The organism is Mycobacteroides chelonae (assembly GCF_016767715.1).
In the GTDB taxonomy this organism is placed as follows: domain Bacteria; phylum Actinomycetota; class Actinomycetes; order Mycobacteriales; family Mycobacteriaceae; genus Mycobacterium; species Mycobacterium gwanakae.
In genome coordinates, this window is sequence record NZ_CP050145.1 from 3,593,190 (window position 1) to 3,617,369 (window position 24,180).

Annotated in this window: 26 protein-coding genes and 1 other RNA gene; 15 read left to right on the forward strand and 12 right to left on the reverse strand. The window is 63.0% G+C overall.

All coding sequences use genetic code 11. From position 1 onward, the window contains the following. Positions 1–31: 31 nt before the first annotated feature. A complete protein-coding gene (locus tag HBA99_RS17710; protein ID WP_070952165.1) occupies positions 32–541 on the forward strand; it encodes a GNAT family N-acetyltransferase in 510 nt (169 codons plus the stop codon). Between the two features lie 61 nt (positions 542–602). Here the strand turns inward: HBA99_RS17710 and HBA99_RS17715 are convergent, their stop codons facing one another. After that, positions 603–1,166, reverse strand: coding sequence for a hypothetical protein (locus HBA99_RS17715; protein ID WP_070952164.1), 564 nt, complete (start codon positions 1,164–1,166; stop codon positions 603–605). 754 nt (positions 1,167–1,920) lie between these two features. On the opposite strand from HBA99_RS17715, the gene HBA99_RS17720 reads away from it, so the two are divergent. From HBA99_RS17720 to HBA99_RS17735, 4 genes are all read left to right on the forward strand, one after another. Beyond that, positions 1,921–2,301 carry a hypothetical protein gene (locus tag HBA99_RS17720; protein WP_131822826.1) on the forward strand — a complete coding sequence of 127 codons (381 nt, stop codon included), beginning with the start codon at positions 1,921–1,923 and terminating at the stop codon, positions 2,299–2,301. A gap of 442 nt (positions 2,302–2,743) precedes the next feature. Further along, the gene (locus HBA99_RS17725; protein ID WP_070952162.1) at positions 2,744–3,478 is read left to right on the forward strand and encodes an adenylate/guanylate cyclase domain-containing protein; all 735 of its coding nucleotides are present in this window, start codon (positions 2,744–2,746) and stop codon (positions 3,476–3,478) included. A gap of 55 nt (positions 3,479–3,533) precedes the next feature. Further along, positions 3,534–4,247 (forward strand): adenylate/guanylate cyclase domain-containing protein, encoded by a 714-nt coding sequence (locus HBA99_RS17730; RefSeq protein ID WP_070952161.1) that lies wholly within the window; start codon positions 3,534–3,536, stop codon positions 4,245–4,247. Next, positions 4,247–4,735, forward strand: coding sequence for a Pycsar system effector family protein (locus HBA99_RS17735; protein WP_199252979.1), 489 nt, complete (start codon positions 4,247–4,249; stop codon positions 4,733–4,735). The genes HBA99_RS17730 and HBA99_RS17735 overlap by 1 nt, the downstream gene beginning before the upstream one ends. Positions 4,736–4,969: 234 nt before the next feature. Here the strand turns inward: HBA99_RS17735 and HBA99_RS24875 are convergent, their stop codons facing one another. Both HBA99_RS24875 and ssrA read right to left on the reverse strand, forming a co-directional pair. After that, a complete protein-coding gene (locus tag HBA99_RS24875; RefSeq protein WP_234798079.1) occupies positions 4,970–5,611 on the reverse strand; it encodes a hypothetical protein in 642 nt (213 codons plus the stop codon). A gap of 103 nt (positions 5,612–5,714) precedes the next feature. Next, positions 5,715–6,083, reverse strand: a transfer-messenger RNA (tmRNA) gene (ssrA, locus tag HBA99_RS17745). Positions 6,084–6,205: 122 nt separating this feature from the next. Between ssrA and HBA99_RS17750 the strand changes: the two genes are divergently transcribed. Further along, positions 6,206–6,775, forward strand: coding sequence for a hypothetical protein (locus HBA99_RS17750; protein ID WP_070952160.1), 570 nt, complete (start codon positions 6,206–6,208; stop codon positions 6,773–6,775). A 154-nt stretch (positions 6,776–6,929) separates the two neighbouring features. Here the strand turns inward: HBA99_RS17750 and HBA99_RS17755 are convergent, their stop codons facing one another. Then, complete coding sequence (locus HBA99_RS17755; protein WP_070933127.1) at positions 6,930–8,492, reverse strand: phytoene desaturase family protein; 1,563 nt, start codon at positions 8,490–8,492, stop codon at positions 6,930–6,932. A gap of 52 nt (positions 8,493–8,544) precedes the next feature. Further along, a complete protein-coding gene (locus HBA99_RS17760) occupies positions 8,545–9,150 on the reverse strand; it encodes a TetR/AcrR family transcriptional regulator (protein ID WP_070919378.1) in 606 nt (201 codons plus the stop codon). A gap of 81 nt (positions 9,151–9,231) precedes the next feature. Here HBA99_RS17760 and HBA99_RS17765 point away from each other — a divergent pair, with 81 nt between their 5' ends. Then, the gene (locus tag HBA99_RS17765) at positions 9,232–9,696 is read left to right on the forward strand and encodes a DUF2834 domain-containing protein (RefSeq protein WP_057964390.1); all 465 of its coding nucleotides are present in this window, start codon (positions 9,232–9,234) and stop codon (positions 9,694–9,696) included. A gap of 10 nt (positions 9,697–9,706) precedes the next feature. On the opposite strand, the gene smpB is transcribed toward HBA99_RS17765, so the two are convergent. From smpB to ftsE, 3 genes are read right to left on the reverse strand one after another with little or no spacing between them, the layout of a single operon-like run. After that, complete coding sequence (gene smpB / locus HBA99_RS17770) at positions 9,707–10,186, reverse strand: SsrA-binding protein SmpB (RefSeq protein WP_030096994.1); 480 nt, start codon at positions 10,184–10,186, stop codon at positions 9,707–9,709. A gap of 9 nt (positions 10,187–10,195) precedes the next feature. Then, on the reverse strand, positions 10,196–11,098 hold the full coding sequence (gene ftsX, locus HBA99_RS17775) for a permease-like cell division protein FtsX (RefSeq protein WP_030096993.1): 903 nt from the start codon (positions 11,096–11,098) through the stop codon (positions 10,196–10,198). A 12-nt stretch (positions 11,099–11,110) separates the two neighbouring features. Beyond that, a complete protein-coding gene (gene ftsE / locus HBA99_RS17780) occupies positions 11,111–11,800 on the reverse strand; it encodes a cell division ATP-binding protein FtsE (protein WP_064409347.1) in 690 nt (229 codons plus the stop codon). Positions 11,801–11,829: 29 nt separating this feature from the next. Between ftsE and HBA99_RS24880 the strand changes: the two genes are divergently transcribed. Continuing rightward, positions 11,830–12,180, forward strand: coding sequence for a hypothetical protein (locus HBA99_RS24880; protein ID WP_234798106.1), 351 nt, complete (start codon positions 11,830–11,832; stop codon positions 12,178–12,180). A gap of 124 nt (positions 12,181–12,304) precedes the next feature. Here the strand turns inward: HBA99_RS24880 and HBA99_RS17790 are convergent, their stop codons facing one another. From HBA99_RS17790 to HBA99_RS17800, 3 genes are read right to left on the reverse strand one after another with little or no spacing between them, the layout of a single operon-like run. Then, positions 12,305–13,336 carry a mechanosensitive ion channel family protein gene (locus HBA99_RS17790; protein ID WP_070952159.1) on the reverse strand — a complete coding sequence of 344 codons (1,032 nt, stop codon included), beginning with the start codon at positions 13,334–13,336 and terminating at the stop codon, positions 12,305–12,307. Next, positions 13,329–14,432 (reverse strand): peptide chain release factor 2, encoded by a 1,104-nt coding sequence (prfB, locus tag HBA99_RS17795; protein WP_030096989.1) that lies wholly within the window; start codon positions 14,430–14,432, stop codon positions 13,329–13,331. Before prfB ends, HBA99_RS17790 begins: the two co-directional genes overlap by 8 nt. A 49-nt stretch (positions 14,433–14,481) precedes the next feature. Beyond that, on the reverse strand, positions 14,482–15,372 hold the full coding sequence (locus tag HBA99_RS17800; protein WP_070924729.1) for an IclR family transcriptional regulator: 891 nt from the start codon (positions 15,370–15,372) through the stop codon (positions 14,482–14,484). A gap of 112 nt (positions 15,373–15,484) precedes the next feature. Here HBA99_RS17800 and HBA99_RS17805 point away from each other — a divergent pair, with 112 nt between their 5' ends. The 4 genes from HBA99_RS17805 (at position 15,485) to HBA99_RS17820 (ending at position 19,970) form a co-directional block, all read left to right on the forward strand. Further along, positions 15,485–16,150, forward strand: coding sequence for an SDR family oxidoreductase (locus tag HBA99_RS17805; RefSeq protein ID WP_070924731.1), 666 nt, complete (start codon positions 15,485–15,487; stop codon positions 16,148–16,150). Between the two features lie 78 nt (positions 16,151–16,228). Next, positions 16,229–17,968 carry an acyl-CoA dehydrogenase family protein gene (locus HBA99_RS17810; protein WP_070952158.1) on the forward strand — a complete coding sequence of 580 codons (1,740 nt, stop codon included), beginning with the start codon at positions 16,229–16,231 and terminating at the stop codon, positions 17,966–17,968. A gap of 147 nt (positions 17,969–18,115) precedes the next feature. Continuing rightward, entirely contained in the window at positions 18,116–19,465 is a 1,350-nt protein-coding gene (locus HBA99_RS17815; protein WP_070924735.1) for an FAD-dependent oxidoreductase, read from the forward strand. A gap of 28 nt (positions 19,466–19,493) precedes the next feature. After that, positions 19,494–19,970 (forward strand): SRPBCC family protein, encoded by a 477-nt coding sequence (locus HBA99_RS17820; protein WP_070924736.1) that lies wholly within the window; start codon positions 19,494–19,496, stop codon positions 19,968–19,970. Here HBA99_RS17820 and HBA99_RS17825 read toward each other — a convergent pair whose 3' ends face one another. Further along, positions 19,971–20,489, reverse strand: a complete 519-nt coding sequence (locus HBA99_RS17825) for a hypothetical protein (protein WP_044105224.1) — start codon at positions 20,487–20,489, stop codon at positions 19,971–19,973. 23 nt (positions 20,490–20,512) lie between these two features. On the opposite strand from HBA99_RS17825, the gene hisN reads away from it, so the two are divergent. The 3 genes from hisN to HBA99_RS17840 all read left to right on the forward strand — a co-directional run bounded on the left by hisN (position 20,513) and on the right by HBA99_RS17840 (position 24,141). Beyond that, entirely contained in the window at positions 20,513–21,304 is a 792-nt protein-coding gene (gene hisN / locus HBA99_RS17830; protein ID WP_070924738.1) for a histidinol-phosphatase, read from the forward strand. Positions 21,305–21,493: 189 nt separating this feature from the next. Then, positions 21,494–22,897 carry an acyl-CoA dehydrogenase family protein gene (locus tag HBA99_RS17835; RefSeq protein WP_057964393.1) on the forward strand — a complete coding sequence of 468 codons (1,404 nt, stop codon included), beginning with the start codon at positions 21,494–21,496 and terminating at the stop codon, positions 22,895–22,897. 32 nt (positions 22,898–22,929) lie between these two features. Continuing rightward, positions 22,930–24,141 (forward strand): acyl-CoA dehydrogenase family protein, encoded by a 1,212-nt coding sequence (locus tag HBA99_RS17840; RefSeq protein WP_030096980.1) that lies wholly within the window; start codon positions 22,930–22,932, stop codon positions 24,139–24,141. Positions 24,142–24,180: the final 39 nt, after the last annotated feature.

Here is a 24,180-nt window from a genome sequence, read left to right on the forward strand (position 1 = left end):
CTGACCATTCTCCGGATAGAGGATTTCTGTCGTGACGACGTGGACCACCCGCGCCGAGCTTCCCGAGGATGTTTCGGCGATACGTGCGGTCAATATCGCGGCCTTCCCTGCCCATGACGAGGCCGACTTGGTTGATGCGTTGCGCGCGGATCCGGCGGCATGGATCGACGGCCTGTCCACCGTGAGTGTCGACACCGGGGGTGAAATCGTGGCGCATTCACTGCTCACCCGGTGCACCGTGGGCGCAGCACCCGCACTGGCCCTGGGGCCGTGCGCGGTGCTGCCACGGTGTCAGCGCACCGGGGCAGGTTCGGCGGCCATTCGCGCCGGCCTCGAGCGCGCACGCAGTCTGGGCGAGAACCTGATCGTGGTGCTCGGGCATGCCCTCTACTACCCACGATTCGGATTCACACCGGCATCGGCCTTCGGTGTCAGCGCGGGCTTCGACGTCACCGATGACACGTTCCTCGCGCTGGCGTTAGACCCGCAGCGCGAAACGCCGCGCGGCCAGATCGTCTACCCGGCAGCGTTCGGCGTCTGACGCACGCTCCGTTGATCTGATTCAACAAAACGGTCGGCAGCGAGGATCGCATCTACCAGGACTAGCTCAGCGGTATTCCCGATAGAACGACACAGACGGCCGCTGCGACAAGAACGGCAAGTACCGTTGCAGTTGCTTTCCACCACTTGCGCTTACGGTTCACTTCATCCGTCACATCATCTGTGAACTTTGAAATCTGTTCTCGAGCCTCGCGCATCTTCGCCCAGATCTCATCGTCTGGAATTCGCGTTAGCGGAGGATCATCGGGGTCTGTAGCGTCCCAACTGCGTTCAGAAAAGGCATCAACAGCTCTGTGCGCCGCCTCGAAGCTACCTGTACTTAGTCCAACGACCTTCAGGCGAGCACGCGCAGCAGGCAGCGTTGCGTTCCGCGCGGTCGCCTCGTCACGCCGCTTCTCCTTCAGCTCCTCGCCCGCTTTCGAACCCTCCCGAAAGGTCAAGTGACGTTGCCGAATCGCATGCAGAGACCTATGGAGCTCTTTAATTGCTTCCTCTACGGCGTCAACACGAAACTGTTGTGTACGTCGGCGATTCTCCGCGAGTGTCGTGGTGGTAACCCCAAAAAGGGCCACCAAAGCGGCTATCAACGCAGCGGCGCCAGCCACCGCTGGAGTTCGAAGGAAGTCATTCCAAGGCATCGCGTCTATCACCAACCCACCCGTCTGCTAATCGCCGCGGATCGCGCGACGTTCGAAACAGCTCCTCGATTCAACAAGCCGGCCACACAGTCCCCCGACACCGAGCCTGCCCAATCATCGCCCTGCAACACTGGAGACACCAACACGTGTGCTTCTCGAGTCCGACGCCTAGCTTGCCCCCGTTCCTTCAAGTCCTGAATGGTCAGTCCTCGCCGACACCGAATCCTGTGTAGGCATTCGGTGAAGACATCGCCGACGACGATCACGATGCCTGACGGGCGGCCAACGAGATTTCATGCGGTTTGTCCGAGCAACACCGCCCGAGTACCTCGATGCGATCAAGCGGGCGGTCCGCTCGTACGCCGACCCATCTTGCAGGAATCTGAAGAACCGGACGGTGCCGGAAGGGTGAACCGGGCGACGACCATGCGAAGACCTGGCGGGTGTCGCGCACGAGTTTCATCGCAAGACAGTCCTACGGTGGGGTAGTGCCGATTGCCGACGACGTCGAGCTTGTTGCTGACTTGGGTGCCGAGCTTCCGCTGGCCTCGGTCGTCTTCACCCTGCTATCGGCCAACTCATCGGGCAAGGTCGTCGCCCGATGAGTACGAACCGTCGTGAAATCCGATCGGTGCGTTACTGGCATGGGGGTTGGTCTGGGCGAAAGGTCGGTGAGCTCCTGCTGCCAATCGCGAAACAGGAGAGCTTCTACGCCGAATGCATGCGCGCTGGCATTCAGCAGGCCCGTGCTCAATCGAAGGTTCCCGACTTCGCAAGCGGGCGCATCTACGACATCAACAAGCTGTATGTCACTTCCAATCGCGACTTCGCGCACGCCTGGGCAGTATGCATGCCCGATCGCCAGCACCTCGAAAATCTTCAGATGCTGTTCGGGCTGGGGAAAAGGGCCTACTACGAGGTCGAACTCCTCGACGCCCTGGGTAAGCCGCTGACGGTGCCGCCAGACCCAGACCCTGACTACGCGGTCGAAAGCTTCCAAGTTGAGATAGCGCGAGTGATCGCTGTACACAGACCGCAAATGTCCCCCGCAGCGGGACAGGTCCATATGCTGCGAATGGCGACAGTTCCACGAGTTACGTAGTCACGCAGGCAGTGCGGGACTATTTACTGAGAGCCGTCTTTGCGCGGCCTGCCGTTGCACAGTGATGCCATGACCGGCATGGCCTAGACCCCGATTGTTGATCGGGGTTTGATAGAAAAGAGAACAGGTCAGGGATTAGATCCCTGACCTGTTTCTTCACGGTGGAGCTAACTGTCATGTTCACAGTGTCATCCGTGTCTGGCGCATTCCGCCCGGTACGGATGACGGCGCGAACACCGATCAAGATCGGCACCGCCGACGGCGGGGGCACAATCCCGTAGTCAACCTGTCACTATCGGTGTGCCGCCCAGCCAAACAGGTCGACAGAGGAGGCACGTGCCCGCTCGGATTCTCGCAACGGCCCCGAAGGTGATCGCGGATGTTCGCTTCCTATGTCAGACGTCTCGAATAGAGTGAGCTTCCTTGGAGCGCTGGAGGTGACATGGGTTTACTCGACGAGGTCAACGAGCAACTCGAAAAGACAGTCAACAAGCGGATGACTGTCATAAAGACGCAGCAATCCAACACGTCTGTTCCCGAAGCCGTCGACCTCGGATACGCCGAAGGCAAGCTCATTTCTGCCACCTATCTATACACAGACATGCTCAACTCCTCAGGTCTCGCGGCCACAGCCGATAAGGAGGATGCGGCCCGGACGTTCCGCGCTTTCCTCAATGTCAGTACGAAGATCATTCGGCATCTGGACGGCCACATCCGGAGTTTCGATGGCGATCGCGTCATGGGCATTTTTACTGGACCAAACAAGGAAGATCGCGCCGTGAAGTCTGCAATGCGCATCAAGTGGGCAGTCAACACCATCGTGACGCCCGCGCTTCACAAAGAGATTCCTGCTCTCAAGGAGGCTGGCTGGACACTCAGGCAGACAAGTGGCATCGCAACCGCGGACACGTTGCTCGCCCGCGCAGGCTTTCGGGGAAGCGACGACATGATCTCGATAGGTGTCGCACCCAATCTCGCAGCAAAGCTCAGCGACATCCGCGGTGACGGGACCGAGGCTGGCTATGTGACTCGTATCGGGAAGGGCACCTACGACGCCCTCTCGGACTCACACAAGTTGGCTAAAGGAAAGGGCATGTGGGAAGGAACATATTCGATGAACATCGGAGATAAGACCTACAGCTATTACCGGAGCAGCTACCACTGGACATTCTCGTAAACCCCGTCGCGCGTCCCACGTTCGACAGACAGTCGGATCCGGATGAGGAGCAAAGTTGATCCCAACGGTCGAATCCAGCGTTGCGGACATTATGACTGCCGCTTGGAGCATCACGAACGGAACCGTGGTACCCACCACCGAAGACATCGTCATGAGGAATGGCGGGCGACTTATAGACGCAACGTATGCCTACGCCGATCTTGCCGACTCGAGCAAGATCGCACAAACCCTCAAAAAGGAAGCTGCCGCAAAAATCATCCGCGCGTTCGTCAACAGCGCTACGCGGATTCTGCGGAACTTCGGCGGAGAGATCCGGTCCTTCGACGGCGATCGTGTCATGGCGATTTTCATCGGCGACGATAAAAATTGGAATGCGGTGCGTGCTGCATTTGCGATCAATTGGGCAGTAGTTGAGGTTATTCGACCTGCCATCAAATCGAATTGGAGTGACGGCGAAGACTTCTGCAACATCAGCCACCGCGTCGGCATCGACACAGGTGAGTCCCTGATCGTCCGCGGCGGCGCGCGTAACAACAGCGACCTCATCTCAGTCGGTGCGGCACCGAACATCGCGGCGAAGCTCAGCGACCTGAAGAATGGTCACACGACATACATCACCGACCGGGTATACGGCGAACTTACCGATAACCTCCTCTACTACGAGCCGAACGGATATCGGCAGAACTGCTGGTCTAAGCTGCACTCTTCCGTACAAATCGGTGGTACGTACAACACCGTCTACGGCTCAACCGTCTATTGGGGCATCTGATGACTCCCGACCCCATCGATACCGGCTGGAAAATCCACGCCGCGATTGTTGACTGGACTGGCAAGGTCGACACAAAGGCATCGTTCGCCCTGACAATCGAAGCCGCGCTGCTCGCCGGAGTCGTCACACTGTCTGGCGATAAGCGCGTCTTTAGCAACCTCAGCGGGTGGGCGGTGGCGTGGTACGTGCTTGGCATCCTTCTGCTGATTGCCGCCGTTCTATGCGCTGCATGGGTAGTACGCCCGCGTCTTCGGAAGACGGAAGTTAAAGCAGAGTCCGCCTACAACTTCATTTACTTCGGACATCTACGACATCTCATGCCCGAAACTGTTCAGGAGCGGCTTGAAAACGCCGAGCTCCTCCCAGTTCTTTCGAAGCAGCTAGTGGAGATGAGCAAGATTGCGTGGTTGAAGCACCGCCTCGTGCAGCTATCGATGAGCCTGGCACCTGTTGGTGTCCTGGCACTCGGCATCTGCGCGACATACTGACTGGGATCGCGGCGACATTTACCTGCTGCGTCGCCAGCGTCAGCAGGGTGTGTATGGACTGCGTTCCCGGCTGATCGAGGTGTTTGGCACGGTCCCGCGGAGCTTTCGCTCTCGATGTCGATTAGGTGCGGGAGTTCGCTCCGCAGGAGACATTCAACATGCCGCTCGCCATGCCCGCGTGACTGTTTGGCGCCGCCCGGCGTAGGTGTGACGCTATGGTGTGCAGACGGCTGGTCACTCCCCTCCCTGCCCCCGCCGGATACGTGTGACAAGTTCGATTTCCGGTCGTTCGGTCTGGGTGTCGAGATGCCGCGCGAACAGCGCGGTGACAAAGCGGTCGAGTTGATCGTGTAGATCGCGGTTCTTCTGGCGTAGTTCAGCGATGGTCTGCCGGTCTTTGCGAACCGCAGCGTCATTCAGGCTGTCGCCTCTCGTCAGGTTCGCGGTGAGTTGCTCGAAGCGAGCGCTCAGTCGGTACGAACTGTTCTCGATTCGGTCCTGGACGAATGCGTGCGCAACAGCGTCGTGACTTCGCCCGGTGATCGCTTCGATCTGCCGTTTGGTGCGGCATATCAGCGCTGTTCTGGATGTTGGTCGTAGCATCGACGACGGCCTGCATGACGGCATCGCTGACGCGCTTTCGCGTGGGACTAGGAGGTCGTAGGCGCGTTGACGCCACGCGGCAAGTAGATACGTGTTGAGTCGATCGTAACCGGTCAGAGAACCGTCGTCGTCGACAATGAACGGCAAGCCGTCTGGGATCTCGTGCCGGTCGAGCACCTCCACAACCGACGACCACGGGAGCGACCCCGCGCCGTCCCGAGTGCGCAGCACGTCGCCCGGATGAGCGCTTCTTTGGATCACGACTATCCGCATACAGAGACCTCCTTGCCGGTTGTGCATCCAGTGGTACTCCACGGGTATGACACTTTTGCTCGGTGGCAAGGAGGTCTCAAATATGAAGTTATCTGTGTGCTATCGGTGGAGCTGCCGGGAATTGAACCCGGGTCCAACGGCCGTTCATTAAGGCTTCTCCGTGCGCAGTTCGCTATGCCTCTACTTGGATCTCTCGGTCCCGCGAACAAGCCGAGATGACGATCCCAGTCGCTGTTTGATGTCCCTACGGGTCCCGCGACCGAACCCGTAGGTTTGTCCCTCTAGCTGATGCCAGGGTCCGGGCCGAGGGCGCTCCCGGTCTGACAGACACGCAGTCGCTTAGGCAGCGAGTGCGTAGTCGCGCTGATGAGAATCGGCGCTTAATTGGTTGCAATGACGCTTACGGTGGTCTCTTGCCTGCACCGGCACGCTTCCCTTAAGTCGAGACTCGCTGTCGAAACCTTTCAGCCCCGTCACCCCACCGACCTTCGGTGGGACACTCCATCCTACCGCCGCAGATCCATGAAGCCACCGAATTACCCGTCCACGCCACGGTAACGTGCGGGAAATCGCCAAACCTGGGGAGTCACCGCCATGCGCATGCTGCTGAGTACCTATGCCGCCGTTGCGGCCGGCGCGACCGTATTCGCTGCTCAGGCGTACGCCGAGCCGTCAATACCCAGCCTTGACGGCTACACGGCGGTCGAGCCCACTGCCTTTGAGACGTACTCGGCGTACGCCACCACGGGTGTGCAGTTCCTCACCCCCGATGGCCTGCGCTGCCGCATCACCTCGAACTCCCGCGCCACCGGAGTCGACGGCACCTGCTGGGGCAAGCTCCCCGGCGTCGCGGGTGACGAGAACGTCGCCGCGGTGTCGCTCAATACTCCGACCGCGAGCCTGACCCACATGGCCGACCTGGGCCAGCAGGAGATCGTCGCGCGGCCCGACGCCTCCCCGGCCGGACCGGCACCCGTGGACCCCAGCGCCTATCGGCCGCTGACCTCTGGCCAGAAGATCACCTACGGACTCAAGGGCACCGACAAGGTGATCACCTGCGGGGTGAGCGAGCAGCGCGAGACGATCTGCCTACTGCCCAACAATTTCACCGGTGACGGCCCGCACGGATTCGTGCTGTCCCCTGCGGGCAGCCGAGCGTTCTAGCCGCCGTCGCCGAGACCGAGGTTGTGGCGAAAAAATGCGAGACGAACCCGCCACAACCTTGGTCTCGACGCGAGGGGGGTCGACGCGAGGGGGGTCGACGCGAAGGGGGCGGCGCGGCCGGGCGGCGCGAAGGGGGTCACGGCGCAGGAGCGCTCTAGCGCGCGTCTGCTAACACTTCCAGCGCGGCGTTGTATCCGGGAATGAAGGAAATCGCCGGTCCTCCATGACATCCCGCACTCCCGAGATATAGGCCTTCGACGGGTAAGGGATCGCCCCGGTATCCGCGTGGCCCCGGTCTGTTGACGCCGATCTGGTCCGCGTGCACCAGCCCGAAGCAGTAGTCGCCGCCCGGCGCCCCGAACATGGTGCCCATGTGGCGGGGCGTGAATGTGGTGTGCCGCAGCACCGTGTCCTTGAAATTCGGTGCCAGCCGGGAGATCTTGTCCATCACCCGCTCCCCCATCTCTACCTTCATCTCGCCATACCGGGCATGCCCCGTCTCCACGGGGAACCACAAGGCGAACGCCGAGGCCGCGTGCTTACCCTCGGGCGCCAGCTGCGGGTCATGCAGGGACGGAATCTGGAACACCACCGCGGGATCGGCGGGCACCACACCCCGGCGACAGTCTTCCCACTGCGCCTGCAACTCCTCGGGCGTGCTGTACATCCCGACCGTCGATTGCATCTCCGGATTGTTCAGATCCTGGTACGGCGCCGCGAACTCCGGCAGCGCGTCGAGAGCGAAGTGCATCTGCAGGTAGCTGCCGCGGTGATCGACCCGTGCGAATCGGTCCCGCTGATCGGGTGGAACAACAGAGGAGTCCAACATCTCCACCACGGTGATATCCGGTGCGATGCAAGAAATAACAACCGGCGCGGTGATTGTCGAGCCATCTTCCAAACCGACGCCGCTCACCCGACCATCAGATGTCAGGATTTGGGTCACCTTGCTGCGGAGCCGCACCTCCCCGCCGTGCCCGACGAAGTGATCGTGCAGATGCGAGGTCAACGCCCCAATGCCGCCACGAAGCTTCTTCATCTGCAACGCGGTCGCGTCCGGCATCGCCAACCCGAAGGCCAGTGCGGCAGCGCTACCGGGAGTTTCCGGACCGCGATAGGTCATGTTGAGCGCCAGAAACGCCAGCATTCCGCGCAGCACGCCATGTTTTTCTTTATCGGGAAAGTAGCGGTCCAGCACATCGGTGACCGATCCAAAAAGCATGTCGTTGATGCTTGCCCGCTCGAATTCATTTGTCGCACAGGCGTACATCTCATCGAACGTTTTCGGCGGCCGCCCCACCTCAAATCGCCCCAACGCCCTCGTGGGCGCCTGGCTCCACGCCATGATCCCCGCCATGCCGTTGACCGCCTCGGCTCCGTGCACCTCGTTGAGATGGGTCAACAGCTTCATCGGATCGCTGTAGTAGACAAGCGGCTCGTCACCAATCCCCCTGAGTGCCACGGACACAACATCGAGGTCGACGGTCGGCAACATGTCGAGCCCGAGATCGCGACTCAAGACAGCAGATGTCGGAAACTGGACGGATCCGGCGATCTCGAATCGGTAGCCGTCGAACAGCTCCACCGTCGACGCCATACCGCCGGCGTACAACTTCGCGTCGAGGCACAGGGTGTGCAGACCCGACTGTTGCAGCTTCGCCGCTGCGGTAAGTCCGTTGTGCCCCGCGCCGATCACGATCGCCTCGAAGTCCGCCATGCCTCACGCTGACATGGCGCCTAAGTTTTGTCAATAGTGACAAAACTTAGTTTCAGGAGGCGTCGCCAATTCCCGCCTTCAGGAAGTCCAGCGCGGTACGACTGAGCCGCGCAAGCTCCTCGGGCGAGCGATTCTCGCCCAGCATCCACGCGTCCATGGCGCCGAAGACTGCCGCCGCAATGCTGCGCGCCGTCACGGTATTACGCAGGCGCACATCAGGATTGGTGTCGCCGTCACCATCGCGAACGAGATGCTCCTCGATCGCCTCGGCGAACTCGGCCTCAACCTGCCGGATATGTCGCACGATGCGCGCGCGGTCGAGCTCCTGGTTACGCAGCGTCGCGATCTTGACCACCGCGTCGACGTCATAGGGCGCACTGAAGATCGCCGACTCCACCGATTCCAGGATGGGCTCGCCGGGAATCCTGGCGTCCAGCGCGCTGCGAAACCATTCCAAACCGAGGTCGTAGTCCGGGAAGAGCAGGTCATGCTTGGACTCGAAGTGACGATAGAAGGTACGTAACGAGACTCCGGCATCCGCGGCGATCTGCTCGACCGAGGTGTCCTCCACGCCCTGACCCAGAAAGCGCACGATCGCCGCCTGCCGAAGGGCGGCACGGGTCCGCTCACTGCGGACGGTCTGGGCCGGTCTGACCATGCTCGAAAGGTACCGCAAGGATCAATCAAGGCAAGTTATGTCACTATTGACAAAACTTCAGAGCGCTGTCAGGCTCCGGACATGGTGTCGCTCATCGTGCACGCGATCCTCGGAATCGCCGTCATCGCGCTCATCGTCGCCTCGAATCGACCGATATTCGCCCGAACCGCAACGGGTCCCGCGTTATCGCTGCTCGAAATCGTGTACTACGCCGTCGGCATTGCCTCGATCGCACTGGGCTGGTACTTCAACATCCGGTACGTCGCCGAGTACCACGTGTCCAACCCCATCACCGGGTGGATCGACTACATCAAGCTGATGTTCGTCAATCCCGCGGCGGGCTCGGCCAGCCAGGACTACACGATCGGCAATGTCATTCTGCTACCGCTGATGACGATCATCGACGGGTACCGCCGCGGCATCCGGCGCCCATGGCTTTACTTCGTATCGAGCCTCTTCACGAGTTTCGCGTTCGCATGGGCCTTTTACCTGGTAACCGTCGAGCGCCAGCGCAGACACGAGAAGGCCTTGGCGGTGGCCGCGTAACCCGTTCGGGTTACATGCCTTTGGCGCGCCGCCCCAATTCGCGGGTGATCTCGCGGGTCGCGTCCCGCTTGGCCAGATCCTGACGCTTGTCGTGCGCCTGCTTACCGCGCGCCAACGCCAGCTCCACCTTGACCTTGCCGTCCAGGAAGTACAGCGACAACGGCACCAGCGTCAGGTTGCCATCGCGAACCTTGCCGACCAGCTGATCAATCTGCGCTCTGTGCAGCAACAACTTCCGGTTCCGCAGCGGTGCGTGGTTGGTCCAGGTTCCGTGGTCGTACTGCGGGATATGCAACGCGCGCAGCCAGACCTCGCCGTCATCGATGGTGGCGAAGGCGTCTACCAGAGAGGCCTTGCCCTCGCGCAGGGTCTTGACCTCGGTGCCCACCAGCTGCACCCCGGCCTCGTAGACGTCGAGGATCGAATAGTTGTGCCGCGCCTTGCGATTGGACGCGATGATCTGGCGCCCGTCGGTCGGTTTCTTACTCATCGCCAGGACCTATCTACGCACGTACAGACGCAAGGTCACATAGGCGGTCACTCCGGCCAGCAGAATGCCCAGCGCCGCCATCTGAATCGACGCGAGGAACACATCTCCATAGGTGATCGGGGCAATCAGGTTGGCCTGAATGAACTGTTCCAACGCGCCGTTGAGGATGGTCACCCGCGCCACGATCAGACCGATCACCGCCAGCGCGACACCGGCAAGCGCCGCGATCACCGCCTCCAACAGGAACGGCAGTTGCGTGTACCAACGGGTGGCACCCACCAGACGCATGATGCCCACCTCGGTGCGCCGGGTGTATGCGGCGACCTGAACCATGTTGGCGATCAACAGAACCGCACCGACAGCCTGGACCAACGCGATCATGAACGCCGCGTCACGCAGGCTGTTCAGCACCGCGAACAAGCGGTCGATCAGATCTTTCTGGTTGAGCACACCCTTCACACCGGGCTTGCCGACGAATGACTCGTCGAAATCTGCGTGCGTCTCCGGGTTCTTGAGCTTGACGATGAACGAGGCCGGGAACGCATCCTTGCTCACGTCCTTCATCAGGTCCCGGAACTGCGGCAGCCGCTTCTCCGCGTCCGCGTACGCGTCCTCGCGATTCACGAAGCGCACCGACTTGATATCGGAACGCTTCTCGATCTCATCGCGCAGACCCTTGCAGATATCGCTGCTGCAGTCGGTGTCGCTGGCCGACAGGTCCTCGGTGAGGAAGATCTGCGTCTCCACGCGGTCCAGGTAGATGGCCTTAGAGTTCTTGGCCAGCGATATCACCAGCAGACCACCACCGAACAATCCGATCGCGATCGCGGTGGTGATGATCATCGCCACCGTCATGGTCACATTGCGACGCAGGCCGGTGAGGACCTCGTTGAACAGGAATCCAAATCGCATGTTCTATTCCACTTACCTATCTACCCCGTAGACACCGCGCTGCTCGTCGCGGATCAGCTTGCCGAGCTCCAACTCGATGACGCGCTGGCGCATCGAGTCGACGATGTGATGGTCATGTGTCGCCATCAACACGGTGGTGCCGGTGCGGTTGATCCGCTCCAACAGCGCCATGATGTCCTCACTGGTCTCGGGGTCCAGGTTTCCGGTCGGCTCATCGGCCAGCAGCACCAGCGGACGGTTGACGAACGCGCGCGCGATACCGACACGCTGCTGTTCGCCACCGGACAACTCCGAGGGCAGCCGGCTGGCCTTACCGGTCAGGTTCACCATCTCCAGTACCTCGGGCACGATGCGGTTGATGATGTCAGTCTGCTTGCCGATCACCTCAAGCGCGAAGGCCACGTTCTCGTAGACCGTCTTCTGCTGTAACAGCCGGAAGTCCTGGAAAACACAGCCAATCGTCTGCCGAAGGTGCGGGATTTCGCGGCCGCGCAGCTTGTTGACGTGGAACTTGGAAACCTGGATTTCGCCCTTCGTGGGCAGCTCCTCGCCCAGCAGCAGCCGCATGAATGTCGACTTGCCCGAACCCGAAGGTCCGATGAGGAACACAAACTCACCCTTGTCGATCTCGAGGCTCACGTTGTCCAACGCGGGCCGAGCCGACGATTTGTAGAGCTTGGTTACCTTTTCGAGGCTGATCACGGCACGCCAGTCTAGCCGGGAAACCCGTGATGACCGTGAGGGCGCACTACGGCGCGGGGCTTGGAGGCGTCGCGGGAGGTGCACCCGGCGGCGGAAGCTGCGGCGGGACCAGCCAGGGGGGCAACCATCCGGGTGGCGGAGGTGGGGTTGTCGTCGGGGGTGTCGGCGGCGTTCCGCTGGGTGTCAGCGTCGGAAATGTCGTGACGATGGTGTTCGTGGGCTCCGTCGTCGTGGTCGTGGTGGGCGCCGTAGTGGTCGTCGGACGCCTCGTGGTGCTCGGTACCGGTCGCGGCGTGGTCGTCGTGACGCTGGGCTTGGGCACCCAGGTGTATCCCGGCGGCGGCTGCGGAGGCGCCGGCTCGGGCTTGTTGATCTCGTAGAGCCAGCTCGCCGCGACGAACGCAAGAATGAGCATGGCGGTCGAGGTGCGGATCCTGACCTTTGCCCGAATCTTGGCCGCCGAGGACAGAAGCTTCTCCCAGAGCGGTTCCTGGCGAGGTTCACTCATTTGAGATCCTCGTCCTTCACGATCGGTTGGGGTTTGGTGTCAACGCCCTCCTCGCGGCCCTCCTCGCGCTTGGTGTCACGTTTGAGCTCTCCGGAGCTCGAGGACGACATGGTGCGCACCACCGGGCGGCTGTCTCCCACCAACGCCACGCCGGCCTTGGCCAGCGCCGCGATGACCTTGGCGCGCAGCCGCCGGCCCACCTCGAACTGCTTACCGGGCAGCGACCGCGCCACCATGCGCACGTTGACCCGGTCCACCTCGATGCTCTCCACACCCATCAGCGACGGGGCGTCGAGCAGCAGTTGCGACAGATCACGGTCCACCAGCGCCTGCTGGCAGACGTCGTACAACACATCGTTGACCCGGGCCAGGTCCACACTCGTGGGCACCGGGATATCGACGACCGCGCGGGCCCAGTCCTTCGACAAGTTGACCGCCTTGACGATCAACCCATTCGGAATGGTGATGACCTCGCCCTCACTGGAACGCAACTTGGTCACCCGCAGGGTGACCTCCTCGACGGTCCCCCGGGATTCGGTGGTCTGTCCCTGCACGTAGAGCTCCACCAGATCACCGAAGCCGTACTGCTTTTCGGTGATGAGAAAGAAGCCACTCAACAGGTCCTGGACGACGCGCTGGGCGCCGAAACCGAGCGCGCCACCGAGCACCGCGGCGGGACCTGCGAGCCCGCCTATCGAGATGCCCAGCACCCCAACGACGTGCACGGTGGTGACGACAACGACCAGCACCACGACGATCCAGGAGACGACGGAGGCGAGTGCCTGGCGATGCTTACTGGCCTCGGAGCGCACCAGCGCATCGCTCTGCGTAAACGAACGGTCCAGCCGGCGGGTGATCTTGTGCGCGCCCCAGTTGATGAAGCGCACGAGGATCATCGCACCCAGGACGGCGATGACGATCTGCAGACCGCTGTCGAGTAGCCAGCGACCAACCTCGCTGGACCACAGGGTGTTCCAGCGCTCGTGGAGGCGAAGGCTCGCCGCGTTGAACTCGGTGGCGCTAGTCATCGCGCCTATTGCGCCACCGAATTCCCGCCTCGATGAATCCGTCGATGTCCCCGTCCAGTACCGCCGCGGGATTACCTACCTCGTACTCGGTACGGAGGTCCTTGACCATCTGATACGGCTGCAGCACGTAGGAGCGCATCTGGGTGCCCCATGAACTGCCGCCATCACCCTTGAGCGCATCCATCTCGGCGCGCTCCTCCTGCCGCTTACGCTCCAGCAGCCTGGCCTGCAGCACGCGCATCGCCGCGACCTTGTTCTGCAGCTGCGACTTCTCGTTCTGGCAGGTGACGACGATCCCCGTCGGGATGTGAGTCAAACGCACCGCCGAGTCGGTGGTGTTCACCGACTGACCACCCGGGCCGCTGGATCGGTACACGTCGACGCGCAGATCGCCTTCGGGAATGTCGATGTGATCGGTCGTCTCCACCACCGGCAGCACCTCGACATCAGCGAACGAAGTCTGCCGCCGGCTCTGGTTGTCGAACGGGCTGATTCGCACCAACCGGTGCGTGCCCTGCTCGACCGACAGCGTGCCGTAGGCGAAGGGTGCGTGCACTGCGAAGGTCGCGCTCTTGATACCCGCCTCTTCGGCGTAGGAGGTGTCGAAAACCTCGACGGGATATTTGTGCGCCTCGGCCCAGCGGATGTACATGCGCATGAGCATTTCGGCCCAGTCCGCGGCGTCCACACCGCCGGCACCGGACCGGATGGTGACCACGGCTTCGCGTTCGTCGTACTCGCCCGACAACAGCGTCCGGACCTCCATGGCCTCGATGTCCTCGCGCAATTTGGCACGGTCGGCATCGGCCTCTGCCACCACCGAGGGGTCATCGCCTTCCTCGGCGAGCTCGTAGAGCACCGGCAGATCGTCGAGACGCTGCCGCAGTGCTTCCACACGACGCAGCTCACCTTGTGCGTGCGAGAGCTGGCTGGTCACCTGCTGGGCGCGCGCCTGGTCATCCCACAGGTTGGGGTCGGCGGCGGCTTCTTCGAGTGTCTTGATCCGGGCACGCAGACCGTCGACGTCGAGCACCCGCTCCACCGTGGTGAGGGTCGTGTCGAGGTCAGCGATGTCGGCTTGGCAGTCCAGATCCACAACTGTTCAGGCTACCGGGCTGACTGAGCGCAATATTCCGACCCGATGTCTAGGTGCTGGCGCCCTGCCTGCCGTGGGTGACCGACGTGATGTGGTCGGCGCTGTAGCGCAGACGATTGCCCGCGTCGGTGACCTCGGCTTCGGTGAGGCTGTCGGGTGTTCCCAGCACGCTGAGCATCACGGCAACCTCTCCCTCGGCGTTGAACACAGGCGCCCCCAGGAACCCGATCCGGCGTGGCTCACTGAAGTCGATCGGCTCGCCCATGCGGGCCAACAGAGCGGCGAGCACCGACTGAATGATGTCGCGCTTCTCGCCAACGCTGCCGTGGCGAGCTGCCTCGCCGAACTGCATGTAGAACTTGTCGACACGATCACTGTGCACGGACGCGAAATATCCCTGCGCACGAATGCCGGCCAGCATGGCCTGCATCCCGTCCCAGAGTTCATCGGTAATCACCGGAGTAGCGCGAAGCAGCCATTGCCGCACGTCCGCATCGCACGCCCACGCCATGAACACCAGGCCCGCCGGCGCGCTGAGCCGAATGCGTTGCCCCACCTGGTAGCTGCCACCGCTGGGTGAGCGACCGTACGACGCGATCACCGCGACGTCCTCCCCCGCGATCATCGACCCCGTACATGCCGTGCCGAAAGCGGTGGCGAGTTGTTTCACCTCGGCGTCCACGACGTCGGCGATCTCAAATCGCATCCGGGCGGCATGACCGGTAATCAGTAGGGAGGGACCGATCGAATACGTCTTGTGGCGGGGATGGCGAACGACGTATCCGGCCTCGGTGAGCGCCTGAAGTATCGCGAGCGTCGATGCCGGGTTGACGCCTATTGCCTCGGCGATCTCGGTCATCGACAGCGGCTGAACGGGCCGCGCTGCCAGGTAGTCGAGAACCTGGGTTGCGCGCACGACCGCGGGTGCGGACTTCGTCATTTCCACCCCGATCCGACTATCCGGCTGTTACTATTCCGTTGAATTTGATATATCGAATTTCAACAAGAAATGCAATACTCAACTACTTAGCTACCCGGGGGACTCGAAAGACATGTACTCCTTCGGGCGGCAGCTGGCCGCGCTACCAAGATCACGGTACGGGCCATGGGCCGTTATCGCGGCCGGAGAGACCGAAACGGCGACCGCATTCGCGCGCCATATCGCCGCGAACGGCATCAACGTGGTGCTCGCGGCGCACGGCGGACGGGCCGACGCCTACACACTGGCCGTGACCTCGGGCGTGAGCGTGCGAACCGCATCGCCCGACGTCTTCACCGGCGAGCTCGCCGCGGCGACCGACGATATCGACGTAGGCCTGCTGGTATGCATCACCGACGAAGACAGCGGCAGCAGCCGCTTCGGCGAACCGGTGCTGAACCGAATGCGCACGCTCTACCTCACCCATCGATTTGGCCACCGCATCGCCGATCGCGGCCGGGGCGGCATCATCATGGTGAGATCGCTGGCAACACAAAGGATTTCGCACCACACTCAACCCCGCAGCGCCGACTCGACGTTTACGGCGGGCATTCGCGATGACCTGGACAAGCAGGGCGTCGAGGTAGCCCTACTCGATGATTACGTGCCGCACCGGCCCGCGATGGATGCCGACGACCTGGCGCTGATGGCGCTGGCCCGCCTGGGACGGCGGCGCCACCGGCACTGCACCCACCAACGTGACCAGACCGACCGGCGCACGGCACGCGACGCCAACTGACCCACCGACGGTTGTGCACGTGCTGTTCAAATCCCCGTCCCTCCCTATCCAAACTGACGCACTGGTAAGTTCCTGACCGTGAGTCAGGATACGAACATCGCCCCCAAGACCGAGCTGCTTCACCCCACCCAGGACGACTTCGCCGAATTCGACGGTGAAACACGCCGGCTCCTGAAGGCCACCGTCGACTGGTTCGAGAATCGCGGCAAGACGCGCCTGCTCAAGGACTATGTCGACAAGGTCTTCTACCAGGACTTCCTGGACTTCGCGGCGAGCGAGAAGCTGTTCGCAACCTTCCTCACCCCGGCCGCCGACGGCGCCGGGAACACCGACAAGCGCTGGGACACCGCCCGGGTGGCCAAGCTGTCGGAGATCCTCGGCTTCTACGGCCTGAACTACTGGTACCCGTGGCAGGTGACCGTGCTCGGGCTCGGGCCGGTGTGGCAGAGCACCAACACCGACCCGCGCAAGCGCGCTGCCGACCTGCTCGACGGTGGGGCCGTCGCGGCCTTCGGCCTGTCCGAGCAGGCCCACGGCGCCGATATCTACTCCACCGACCTGGTGCTCACTCCGGTCGAAGGTGGCGGATACAAGGCATCGGGCCGCAAGTACTACATCGGCAATGGCAACTGCGCCCGCATCGTGTCGGTGTTCGGCCGGGTCGAAGGCCGCGACGGACTGGACCAGTACGTCTTCTTCCTCGCCGACAGCGAGCACCCCAACTACACGGTGATCAAGAACGTCGTGCCGTCGCAGATGTACGTCGCAGAGTTCGAACTCGACGAGTACCCGGTCAGCGAGGACGACATCCTGCACGTCGGCGCCGACGCCTTCAGCGCCGCGCTCAACACCGTCAACATCGGCAAGTTCAACCTGTGCTTCGGCGGCATCGGCCTGTCGACTCACGCCCTGTACGAGTCGGTCACCCACGCACACAACCGCATTCTGTACGGCAGCCCGGTCACCAAGTTCGACCACGTGCGCCGCGAGTTCGTCGACGCCTACGCCCGGTTGATGGGCATGAAGCTGTTCAGCGAGCGCGCCGTGGATTACTTCCGCACCGCCAGCCCCGAGGATCGGCGCTACCTGCTGTTCAACCCGGTCACCAAGATGAAGGCCACCACCGAAGCCGAGAAGGTGCTGGCGTTGCTGGGGGATGTCATGTCGGCCAAGGCATTCGAGGCCGAGACCTACACCACCGCGGCACGTATCGACGTGGCCGGCCTGCCCAAGCTCGAGGGCACGGTGGCCGTCAACCTGGCGCTGATCCTCAAGTTCATGCCCGCCTACCTGCACCATTCCCAGGATCTCGCGGTTCCCGGAGTGCAGCTGGAAGCCCGCGACGACGAGTTTCTGTTCAACCAGGGCCCGGCCAGTGGCCTGGGTAAGGTCCAGTTCCACGATTGGCGCAAGCCGTTCGCGGAGAACGCCGGCATCCCGAATGTCGCGGCCTTCACCGAGCGCGCCGAGGCGCTGGCCACCTTGGTGGCCGCGGAGAAGGACGCCATCAAGAGCGCCGGACTGGATCTGCAGCTCAGCATCGGCGAGCTGTTCACCCTGGTGGTCTACGGCGGTCTGATCCTGGAACAGGCCAAGCTGCGAGGTGCCGACGAGCAGCTCATCGACCAGATCTTCGAGATCCTCAACCGGGATTTCTCGCAGTACGCGGTCGATCTGATCGGCAAGCGCGAGGCCACCGCGTCCCAACGGCAGTGGGCCAAGGACGTGATTTCAGAACCGGTATTCAATTCCGAACGCTTCGACGCGATTTGGAATCGGGTCGAGGCGCTGTCCGGTGTGTACGAAATGCGGGCCTAGTCCGCAGGTCTACCCGCGCACCCTCGTAACCGTCGCTAGCATCGGTGGGGTAACCCGTCCGCACAGGACCGCGGCCAGCCCCCTGTCGGCCAGCCCATAGCCGACGACAGCCGCTGCCCCCTGGCGGGCAGATAAGGATGGACGAGGGTGCGCGCCGTTCACGTCGCCATCGTCGGTGCGGGGCCCTCGGGCTTCTTTGCCGCCGGATCGCTGCTCAAACACCCCGATTTCGACGTGCATGTTGACATGCTCGAAATGCTGCCCACCCCTTGGGGTTTGGTCCGGTCTGGGGTTGCACCGGATCACCCCAAGATCAAGTCGGTCAGTGCGGTATTCGAGAAGACGGCAACGCACCCGCGCTTCCGGTTCTTCGGCAATATCGAAGTGGGAGAACAGATCACCGCCGAGGAATTAGCGTCGCGCTATGACGCGGTGATCTACGCGGTGGGAGCCCAGTCCGACAAGCCCCTGGGCATCCCGGGCGATCAACTGCCGGGCTGCATCGCGGCCGTCGACGTGGTGGGTTGGTACAACGCCAACCCCACGTACCAGAAGGTGTCGGTCGACCTGTCGGGCGCACGCGCGGTGGTCGTCGGCAATGGCAACGTGGCCCTGGATGTCGCACGCATTCTGGGCATGGATCCGGAGTCGCTGCACACCACGGACATCGCCGATCGCGCCCTGGATTCGTTGGACCACAACGCGATCCGTGAGGTTGTTATCATCGGCCGGCGCGGACCGCTGCAGGCCACCTTCACCCCACTGGAGCTGCGCGAGATGGGCGATCTGCCCGGCGTCGACGTCGTGGTGGACCCTGACGACCTGGCCGACATCACCGACGAGCAGTTGGCGGCCGCACCCAAGCCCACCCGCACCAACATCGACACCTTGCGCAAGTTCTCGGAACGACCGCACACCGAAGGCCATCGCAGAGTGGTGTTCCGGTTTCGCACCTCCCCCATCGAGCTGCACGGTGATACCGAGGTCGAATCAATCACTGTGGGCCACAACGAATTAGTAGATGAAGACGGGTACGTCGCGGCCCGCGACACGGGCGAACGCGAGACGCTGCCCACCCACCTGGTGGTGCGTGCCATCGGGTATCGCGGAGTTCCGGTGCCGGGATTGCCCTTCGATTCCCGACGTGGGGTCATCCTCAACAACGCGGGACGCATCGAGGGCCGCGAGAACGAGTATGTGGTCGGCTGGATCAAACGTGGCCCGGTCGGCGTCATCGGAACCAACAAGAGCGACTCACAGGAGACGGTCGACACGCTGCTCGCGGATCTGACGACCGCCGACCTGGGCGCCGCACCAGATACCGCAGCCCTGGAGGAATGGCTTTTGGGTCACGAACCACACATCGTGTCCCAGTCTGATTGGCTGACCATCGATTCGCATGAGCGCGCAACTGGCGAGCCACAGGGCCGCCCCCGGGTGAAGCTCGAGACCGTGCCCGACCTGCTCGCCGCAACCGGACGACACGGCGAACCATGACATTGGTCTTCGCCCACGAGGCTCATCCGTGACCGTCCATATCGTGGTGTCACAGGTCATGCCCGCCAGCTGCGAGCGGACGTTCGACCTGCTCCACGATTACGGCCGGCGACTGGAATGGGACACCCTGCTACGCCGCGCGTCGGTGGAGGGCGGCAAGGCCGACGTTGGCAAGGTGGCTGTCTGTACCGCGCGCTGGATCCTGGGCGGCTACTCATTTCGCACCCGATACGTCACGTTCAAACCACCGCATCTGGCGGCCATCAAGCTCGAATCCACGCCGCCCTTCTTCAGCAAGTGGGCCGCCTCGCTCCGTCATGAACCGATCGACAGTGACGACACCGACCTCGCCACCGAGCACCGCGAGGACATGTCGCTGGCGACATACACCATGACCTTCACCTGCAGGCCGGCGATCATCGAGCCCATCGCGGAGCGAATGTTCAAGCGTGAGACCGAGAATCGCCTCGTCGCATTGGCGAACTTCTTACAGCAGACCGCGTAGCTACAGCGGCGGAGGTTCGTAGTACCGCGGCGGCGGTTCGTGCTTCTTGGCCGGATCCTCCGCTGACGACGGACCCCCAAAAGCTGCCGGAGGTGGCGGCGGCGTTGCAGGCGGCGGTGGAGGGGGTACCGGATCGATGTTTTCGATCGATGGCGGCCCGCTCGGGTATTGCTGCGCAGTGGTGGCCCCCGGCGACGGCGCTAACAACACATCCCAACGCTCGGGATTCTTCGGTGAGTACAGCACCGGAATCAGATCGCCGATGCGCGGCCAATCGTTGACGTCACGCACGATCTGCCGATAGGTGATGTATTCGGCGACCGTCGGACCATTGAGCGCACCGGTGATCGTAACCAGCTGCTCACCCGTCACTCCCTCGGGACGAGGGCTCACACCCGTCACCAACAGGGTCCCTTGCGCCGCGTTCGTACCGGATTGCGCCTGCCTGCCGCGTCGCATCTGCATGATGACGAAAACCAGCGAGCCGCCGATGAGCAGTAGCACCACGAATTCCCACACACGTCCATGGTAGGACTGCAGGCATGACGCCCACCGTCTCCTTGCGCGAAGATCGTCGGCTGGCACTCGAATTGGCCGATGCTGCCGATGAAATCACCACGTCGCGGTTCGGCGCGCTCGATCTTCGGGTGGACACCAAGCCCGACCTGACGCCGGTAACCGACGCAGACACCTCGGTGGAGTCCGTCCTGCGCTCCCTGCTGCATCGAGCACGTCCAGCGGACTCGGTGCTGGGCGAGGAATACGGCGGAGAGGCCGCCTTCAGCGGTCGGCAGTGGGTGGTCGATCCCATCGACGGCACCAAGAACTTCGCACGTGGCGTCCCCATCTGGGCCACGCTCATCGCATTGCTTGAAGACGGCGTCCCCGTCGTCGGAGTGATCAGTGCCCCGGCGCTGTCCCGCCGGTGGTGGGCGGCCGCCGGGCTCGGTGCCCACCGCCGGGTCGGCTCCGGCGAGGACGAGCTGATCCATGTTTCCGGGGTCGACCAGCTGGCGTCTGCCAGTCTGTCGTTCTCCAGCCTGTCGGGCTGGGCCGACCGCGGTACGCGCGATCGATTCATCGACTTCACCGACGCGGTGTGGCGGGTCCGGGGATACGGCGACTTCTTCTCGTACTGCCTGGTGGCCGAGGGAGCGGTCGACATCGCGGCCGAACCCGAGGTCTCGTTGTGGGACCTGGCCGCGCTGGACATCCTGGTCCGCGAGGCCGGCGGCACCTTCACGAATCTGGCCGGTGAGCCCGGCCCACATGGCGGTAGTGCCGTCGCAAGCAACGCATTGCTGCACGAGGAAGTACTGCGCGCCCTGTCCTGAGGGCCCAGCTTCTCGCACTCCCAGCGCCGCGAGCGGTAGAGCCCGCGTGCCGCGGGGTCCATCGGTGTGACATGCACCTCGTTTTGTGCGGACCTTACCGCTTAGTAAGATACGGTTCTTACTTCGGAGTAAGGTAACGATCAGTTACTCCGGCAGAACCCCACTTTGACCCCAGAAACGGCTGGTGACATGACCAACACGTTGACCCCGCGCGACGAGAAGAAGGCCGCCAAGAGCAAGAGCCTGGCGAAACACGAGACCGGCGTCGGCCTCCAGAAGCACAAGCGCGGCGCGATCGACATCCTCATCGCGGTGCTGACCCCGATCGCGGGTTCGGAGCTGCTGGACAAGTACAACCTGCGCGGAGCCTTCAACAAGGGCATCTTCGAGACCACGAAGGGCTTGTTCACCACCCTCGGCGTTGCCAACCGCACCTTCAAGAAGGTGACCGGCAGCAAGGGCGCCCCCAAGCGCCTCGACAAGGCGAACGCCGACTACTTCGACCTCACTCCCGAGGACGAGCAGAAGATGATCGCCGACACGGTGAAGGAATTCGCCGTCGAGGTCATCCGTCCGGCCGCCTACGAGTCGGACAAGAACAAGACCTACCCCGCCGATCTGCTGAGCAAGGTCGCCGAGCTGGGCGTCACCGCCATCAACATCCCCGAGGATTTCGACGGCATCGCCTCGCAGCGCTCGACCGTCACCAACTCCCTTGTCGCCGAAGCTCTCTCATACGGCGACCTGGGTCTGGCACTGCCGATCCTCGCGCCGTCGGGTGTGGCTTCCGCACTGACCAACTGGGGCAGCGCCGACCAGCAGGCCACTTACCTCAAGGAGTTCGCGGGCGAGAACGTGCCGCAGGCCTCTGTCGTCATCGCCGAGCCGCAGGCACTGTTCGATCCGTTCAGCCTGAAGACCACCGCCACCCGCACCCCCAGCGGTTTCCGCCTCAACGGCGTCAAGTCGCTGGTTCCCGCTGCCGCCCAGGCCGAGCTGTTCATCGTGGCCGCCAACTACAACGGCCGCCCGTCGCTGTTCATCGTCGAGTCCGGCACCGAGGGCATCACGGTCGAGGAAGACCCGAGCATGGGTATTCGCGGCGCGGCCCTGGGCCGGCTGAACCTGAACAACGTCGCGGTTCCCGCCGCCGGCCTGCTGGGCGAGGACGGAGCCGGAGAGTCCGACTACTCGGAGGCCGTCGCACTGGCCCGTCTCGGCTGGGCATCCCTGGCGGTCGGCACCGGCCAGGCCGTGCTCGACTACGTGATCCCCTACGTCAAGCAGCGCGAGGCATTCGGCGAGCCCATCGCCCGGCGCCAGGCCGTTGCCTTCATGTGCGCCAACATCGCCATTGAGCTCGACGGCCTTCGTCTGGTGACGCTGCGCGGTGCCTCCCGTGCCGAGCAGGGCCTGCCGTTCATCCGCGAGGCCGCCCTGGCCCGCAAGCTGGCCACCGACAAGGGCATGCAGATCGGCCTCGACGGCGTGCAGCTACTCGGCGGCCACGGCTTCACCAAGGAGCACCCGGTGGAGCGCTGGTACCGCAACCTGCGTGCCATCGGTGTCGCCGAAGGCGTCGTAGTCCTCTAAGCCCCGAACCTCTACTAAACGAAAGTCTTTCCATGGCAATCAATTTGGAACTCCCCAAGAAGTTGCAGGCGGTTCAGGAGAAGGGGCACCAGGGCGCTGCCGAGCTGGTACGGCCGATCTCCCGCAAGTACGACCTGGCCGAGCACACCTACCCCGTCGAGCTGGACACCCTGGAGACGCTGTTCGCCGGCGTCACCGCCGCGGGCACGTTCGCCTTCGCCGGTGCCGAGGCCTTCCGCGCCGAGGAGAACACCGAGAAGCAGAACGTCAACGGCGCCAACATGTCCGCGCTGCTGAATGCCCTCGAGATGAGCTGGGGCGACTGCGGTCTGCTGCTGACCATCCCCTTCCAGGGGCTGGGCAACGCCGCGGTGTCGAGCGTGACGACCAAGGAAGACGCCGACAAGTTCGGCAAGGTGTGGGCCGCCATGGCCATCACCGAGCCCGGCTTCGGTTCGGACTCCGCCGCGGTCACCACCACCGCCAAGCTCGATGGTGACGAGTACGTCATCAACGGCGAGAAGATCTTCGTCACCGCCGGTTCGCGTGCCACCCACATCGTGGTGTGGGCCACCCTGGACAAGACCAAGGGCCGTCCGGCCATCAAGTCTTTCCTGGTTCCGCGTGAGCACCCGGGCGTGACGATCGAGCGTCTCGAGGAGAAGCTCGGTATCAAGGCGTCCGACACCGCGGTCATCCGCTTCGACAATGCACGGATCCCCAAGGACTACATCCTGTCCGATCCGGAGATCAACACCGAAAAGGGTTTCGGCGGTGTGATGAGCACCTTCGACAACACCCGCCCGATCGTCGCGGCCATGGCCGTCGGAGTCTCGCGGGCCTCGCTCGAGGAACTGCGTAAGATTCTTGAAGACGCCGGCATCGAGATCTCCTACGACCGGCCTGCTCACGCTCAGCACGCGGCCGCGGCCGAGTTCCTGCGCATGGAAGCCGACTGGGAGTCGTCGTACCTGCTGACCCTGCGTAGCGCATGGCAGGCCGACAACAACATCCCCAACTCGATGGAAGCGTCGATGGCCAAGGCCAAGGCCGGTCGGGTCGGTAGCGATGTGACCCTCAAGGCTGTCGAAATGGCCGGCACCACTGGCTATTCCGAGCGCACCCTGTTGGAGAAGTGGGGCCGCGACTCGAAGATCCTGGACATCTTCGAGGGCACCCAGCAGATCCAGCAGCTGGTGGTGGCCCGCCGCCTGCTGGGGCTGAGCTCCGCAGAACTCAAGTGATGCACTGATCAAGATCCATTGCGGCCCTTTCGGGATTCA

Coding starts and splice junctions, on each gene's coding strand:
- HBA99_RS17835 (WP_057964393.1), top strand. CDS start 21,494: ATGACCAACACGTTGACCCCGCGCGACGAGAAGAAGGCCGCCAAGAGC.
- hisN (WP_070924738.1), top strand. CDS start 20,513: ATGACGCCCACCGTCTCCTTGCGCGAAGATCGTCGGCTGGCACTCGAA.
- HBA99_RS24880 (WP_234798106.1), top strand. CDS start 11,830: ATGACCGTGAGGGCGCACTACGGCGCGGGGCTTGGAGGCGTCGCGGGA.
- HBA99_RS17765 (WP_057964390.1), top strand. CDS start 9,232: ATGGTGTCGCTCATCGTGCACGCGATCCTCGGAATCGCCGTCATCGCG.
- HBA99_RS17750 (WP_070952160.1), top strand. CDS start 6,206: ATGCGCATGCTGCTGAGTACCTATGCCGCCGTTGCGGCCGGCGCGACC.
- HBA99_RS24875 (WP_234798079.1), bottom strand. CDS start 5,611: ATGCGGATAGTCGTGATCCAAAGAAGCGCTCATCCGGGCGACGTGCTG.
- HBA99_RS17755 (WP_070933127.1), bottom strand. CDS start 8,492: ATGGCGGACTTCGAGGCGATCGTGATCGGCGCGGGGCACAACGGACTT.
- HBA99_RS17840 (WP_030096980.1), top strand. CDS start 22,930: ATGGCAATCAATTTGGAACTCCCCAAGAAGTTGCAGGCGGTTCAGGAG.
- smpB (WP_030096994.1), bottom strand. CDS start 10,186: ATGAGTAAGAAACCGACCGACGGGCGCCAGATCATCGCGTCCAATCGC.
- HBA99_RS17790 (WP_070952159.1), bottom strand. CDS start 13,336: ATGACTAGCGCCACCGAGTTCAACGCGGCGAGCCTTCGCCTCCACGAG.
- HBA99_RS17760 (WP_070919378.1), bottom strand. CDS start 9,150: ATGGTCAGACCGGCCCAGACCGTCCGCAGTGAGCGGACCCGTGCCGCC.
- HBA99_RS17800 (WP_070924729.1), bottom strand. CDS start 15,372: ATGACGAAGTCCGCACCCGCGGTCGTGCGCGCAACCCAGGTTCTCGAC.
- HBA99_RS17805 (WP_070924731.1), top strand. CDS start 15,485: ATGTACTCCTTCGGGCGGCAGCTGGCCGCGCTACCAAGATCACGGTAC.
- HBA99_RS17720 (WP_131822826.1), top strand. CDS start 1,921: ATGCGCGCTGGCATTCAGCAGGCCCGTGCTCAATCGAAGGTTCCCGAC.
- HBA99_RS17725 (WP_070952162.1), top strand. CDS start 2,744: ATGGGTTTACTCGACGAGGTCAACGAGCAACTCGAAAAGACAGTCAAC.
- ftsX (WP_030096993.1), bottom strand. CDS start 11,098: ATGCGATTTGGATTCCTGTTCAACGAGGTCCTCACCGGCCTGCGTCGC.
- HBA99_RS17735 (WP_199252979.1), top strand. CDS start 4,247: ATGACTCCCGACCCCATCGATACCGGCTGGAAAATCCACGCCGCGATT.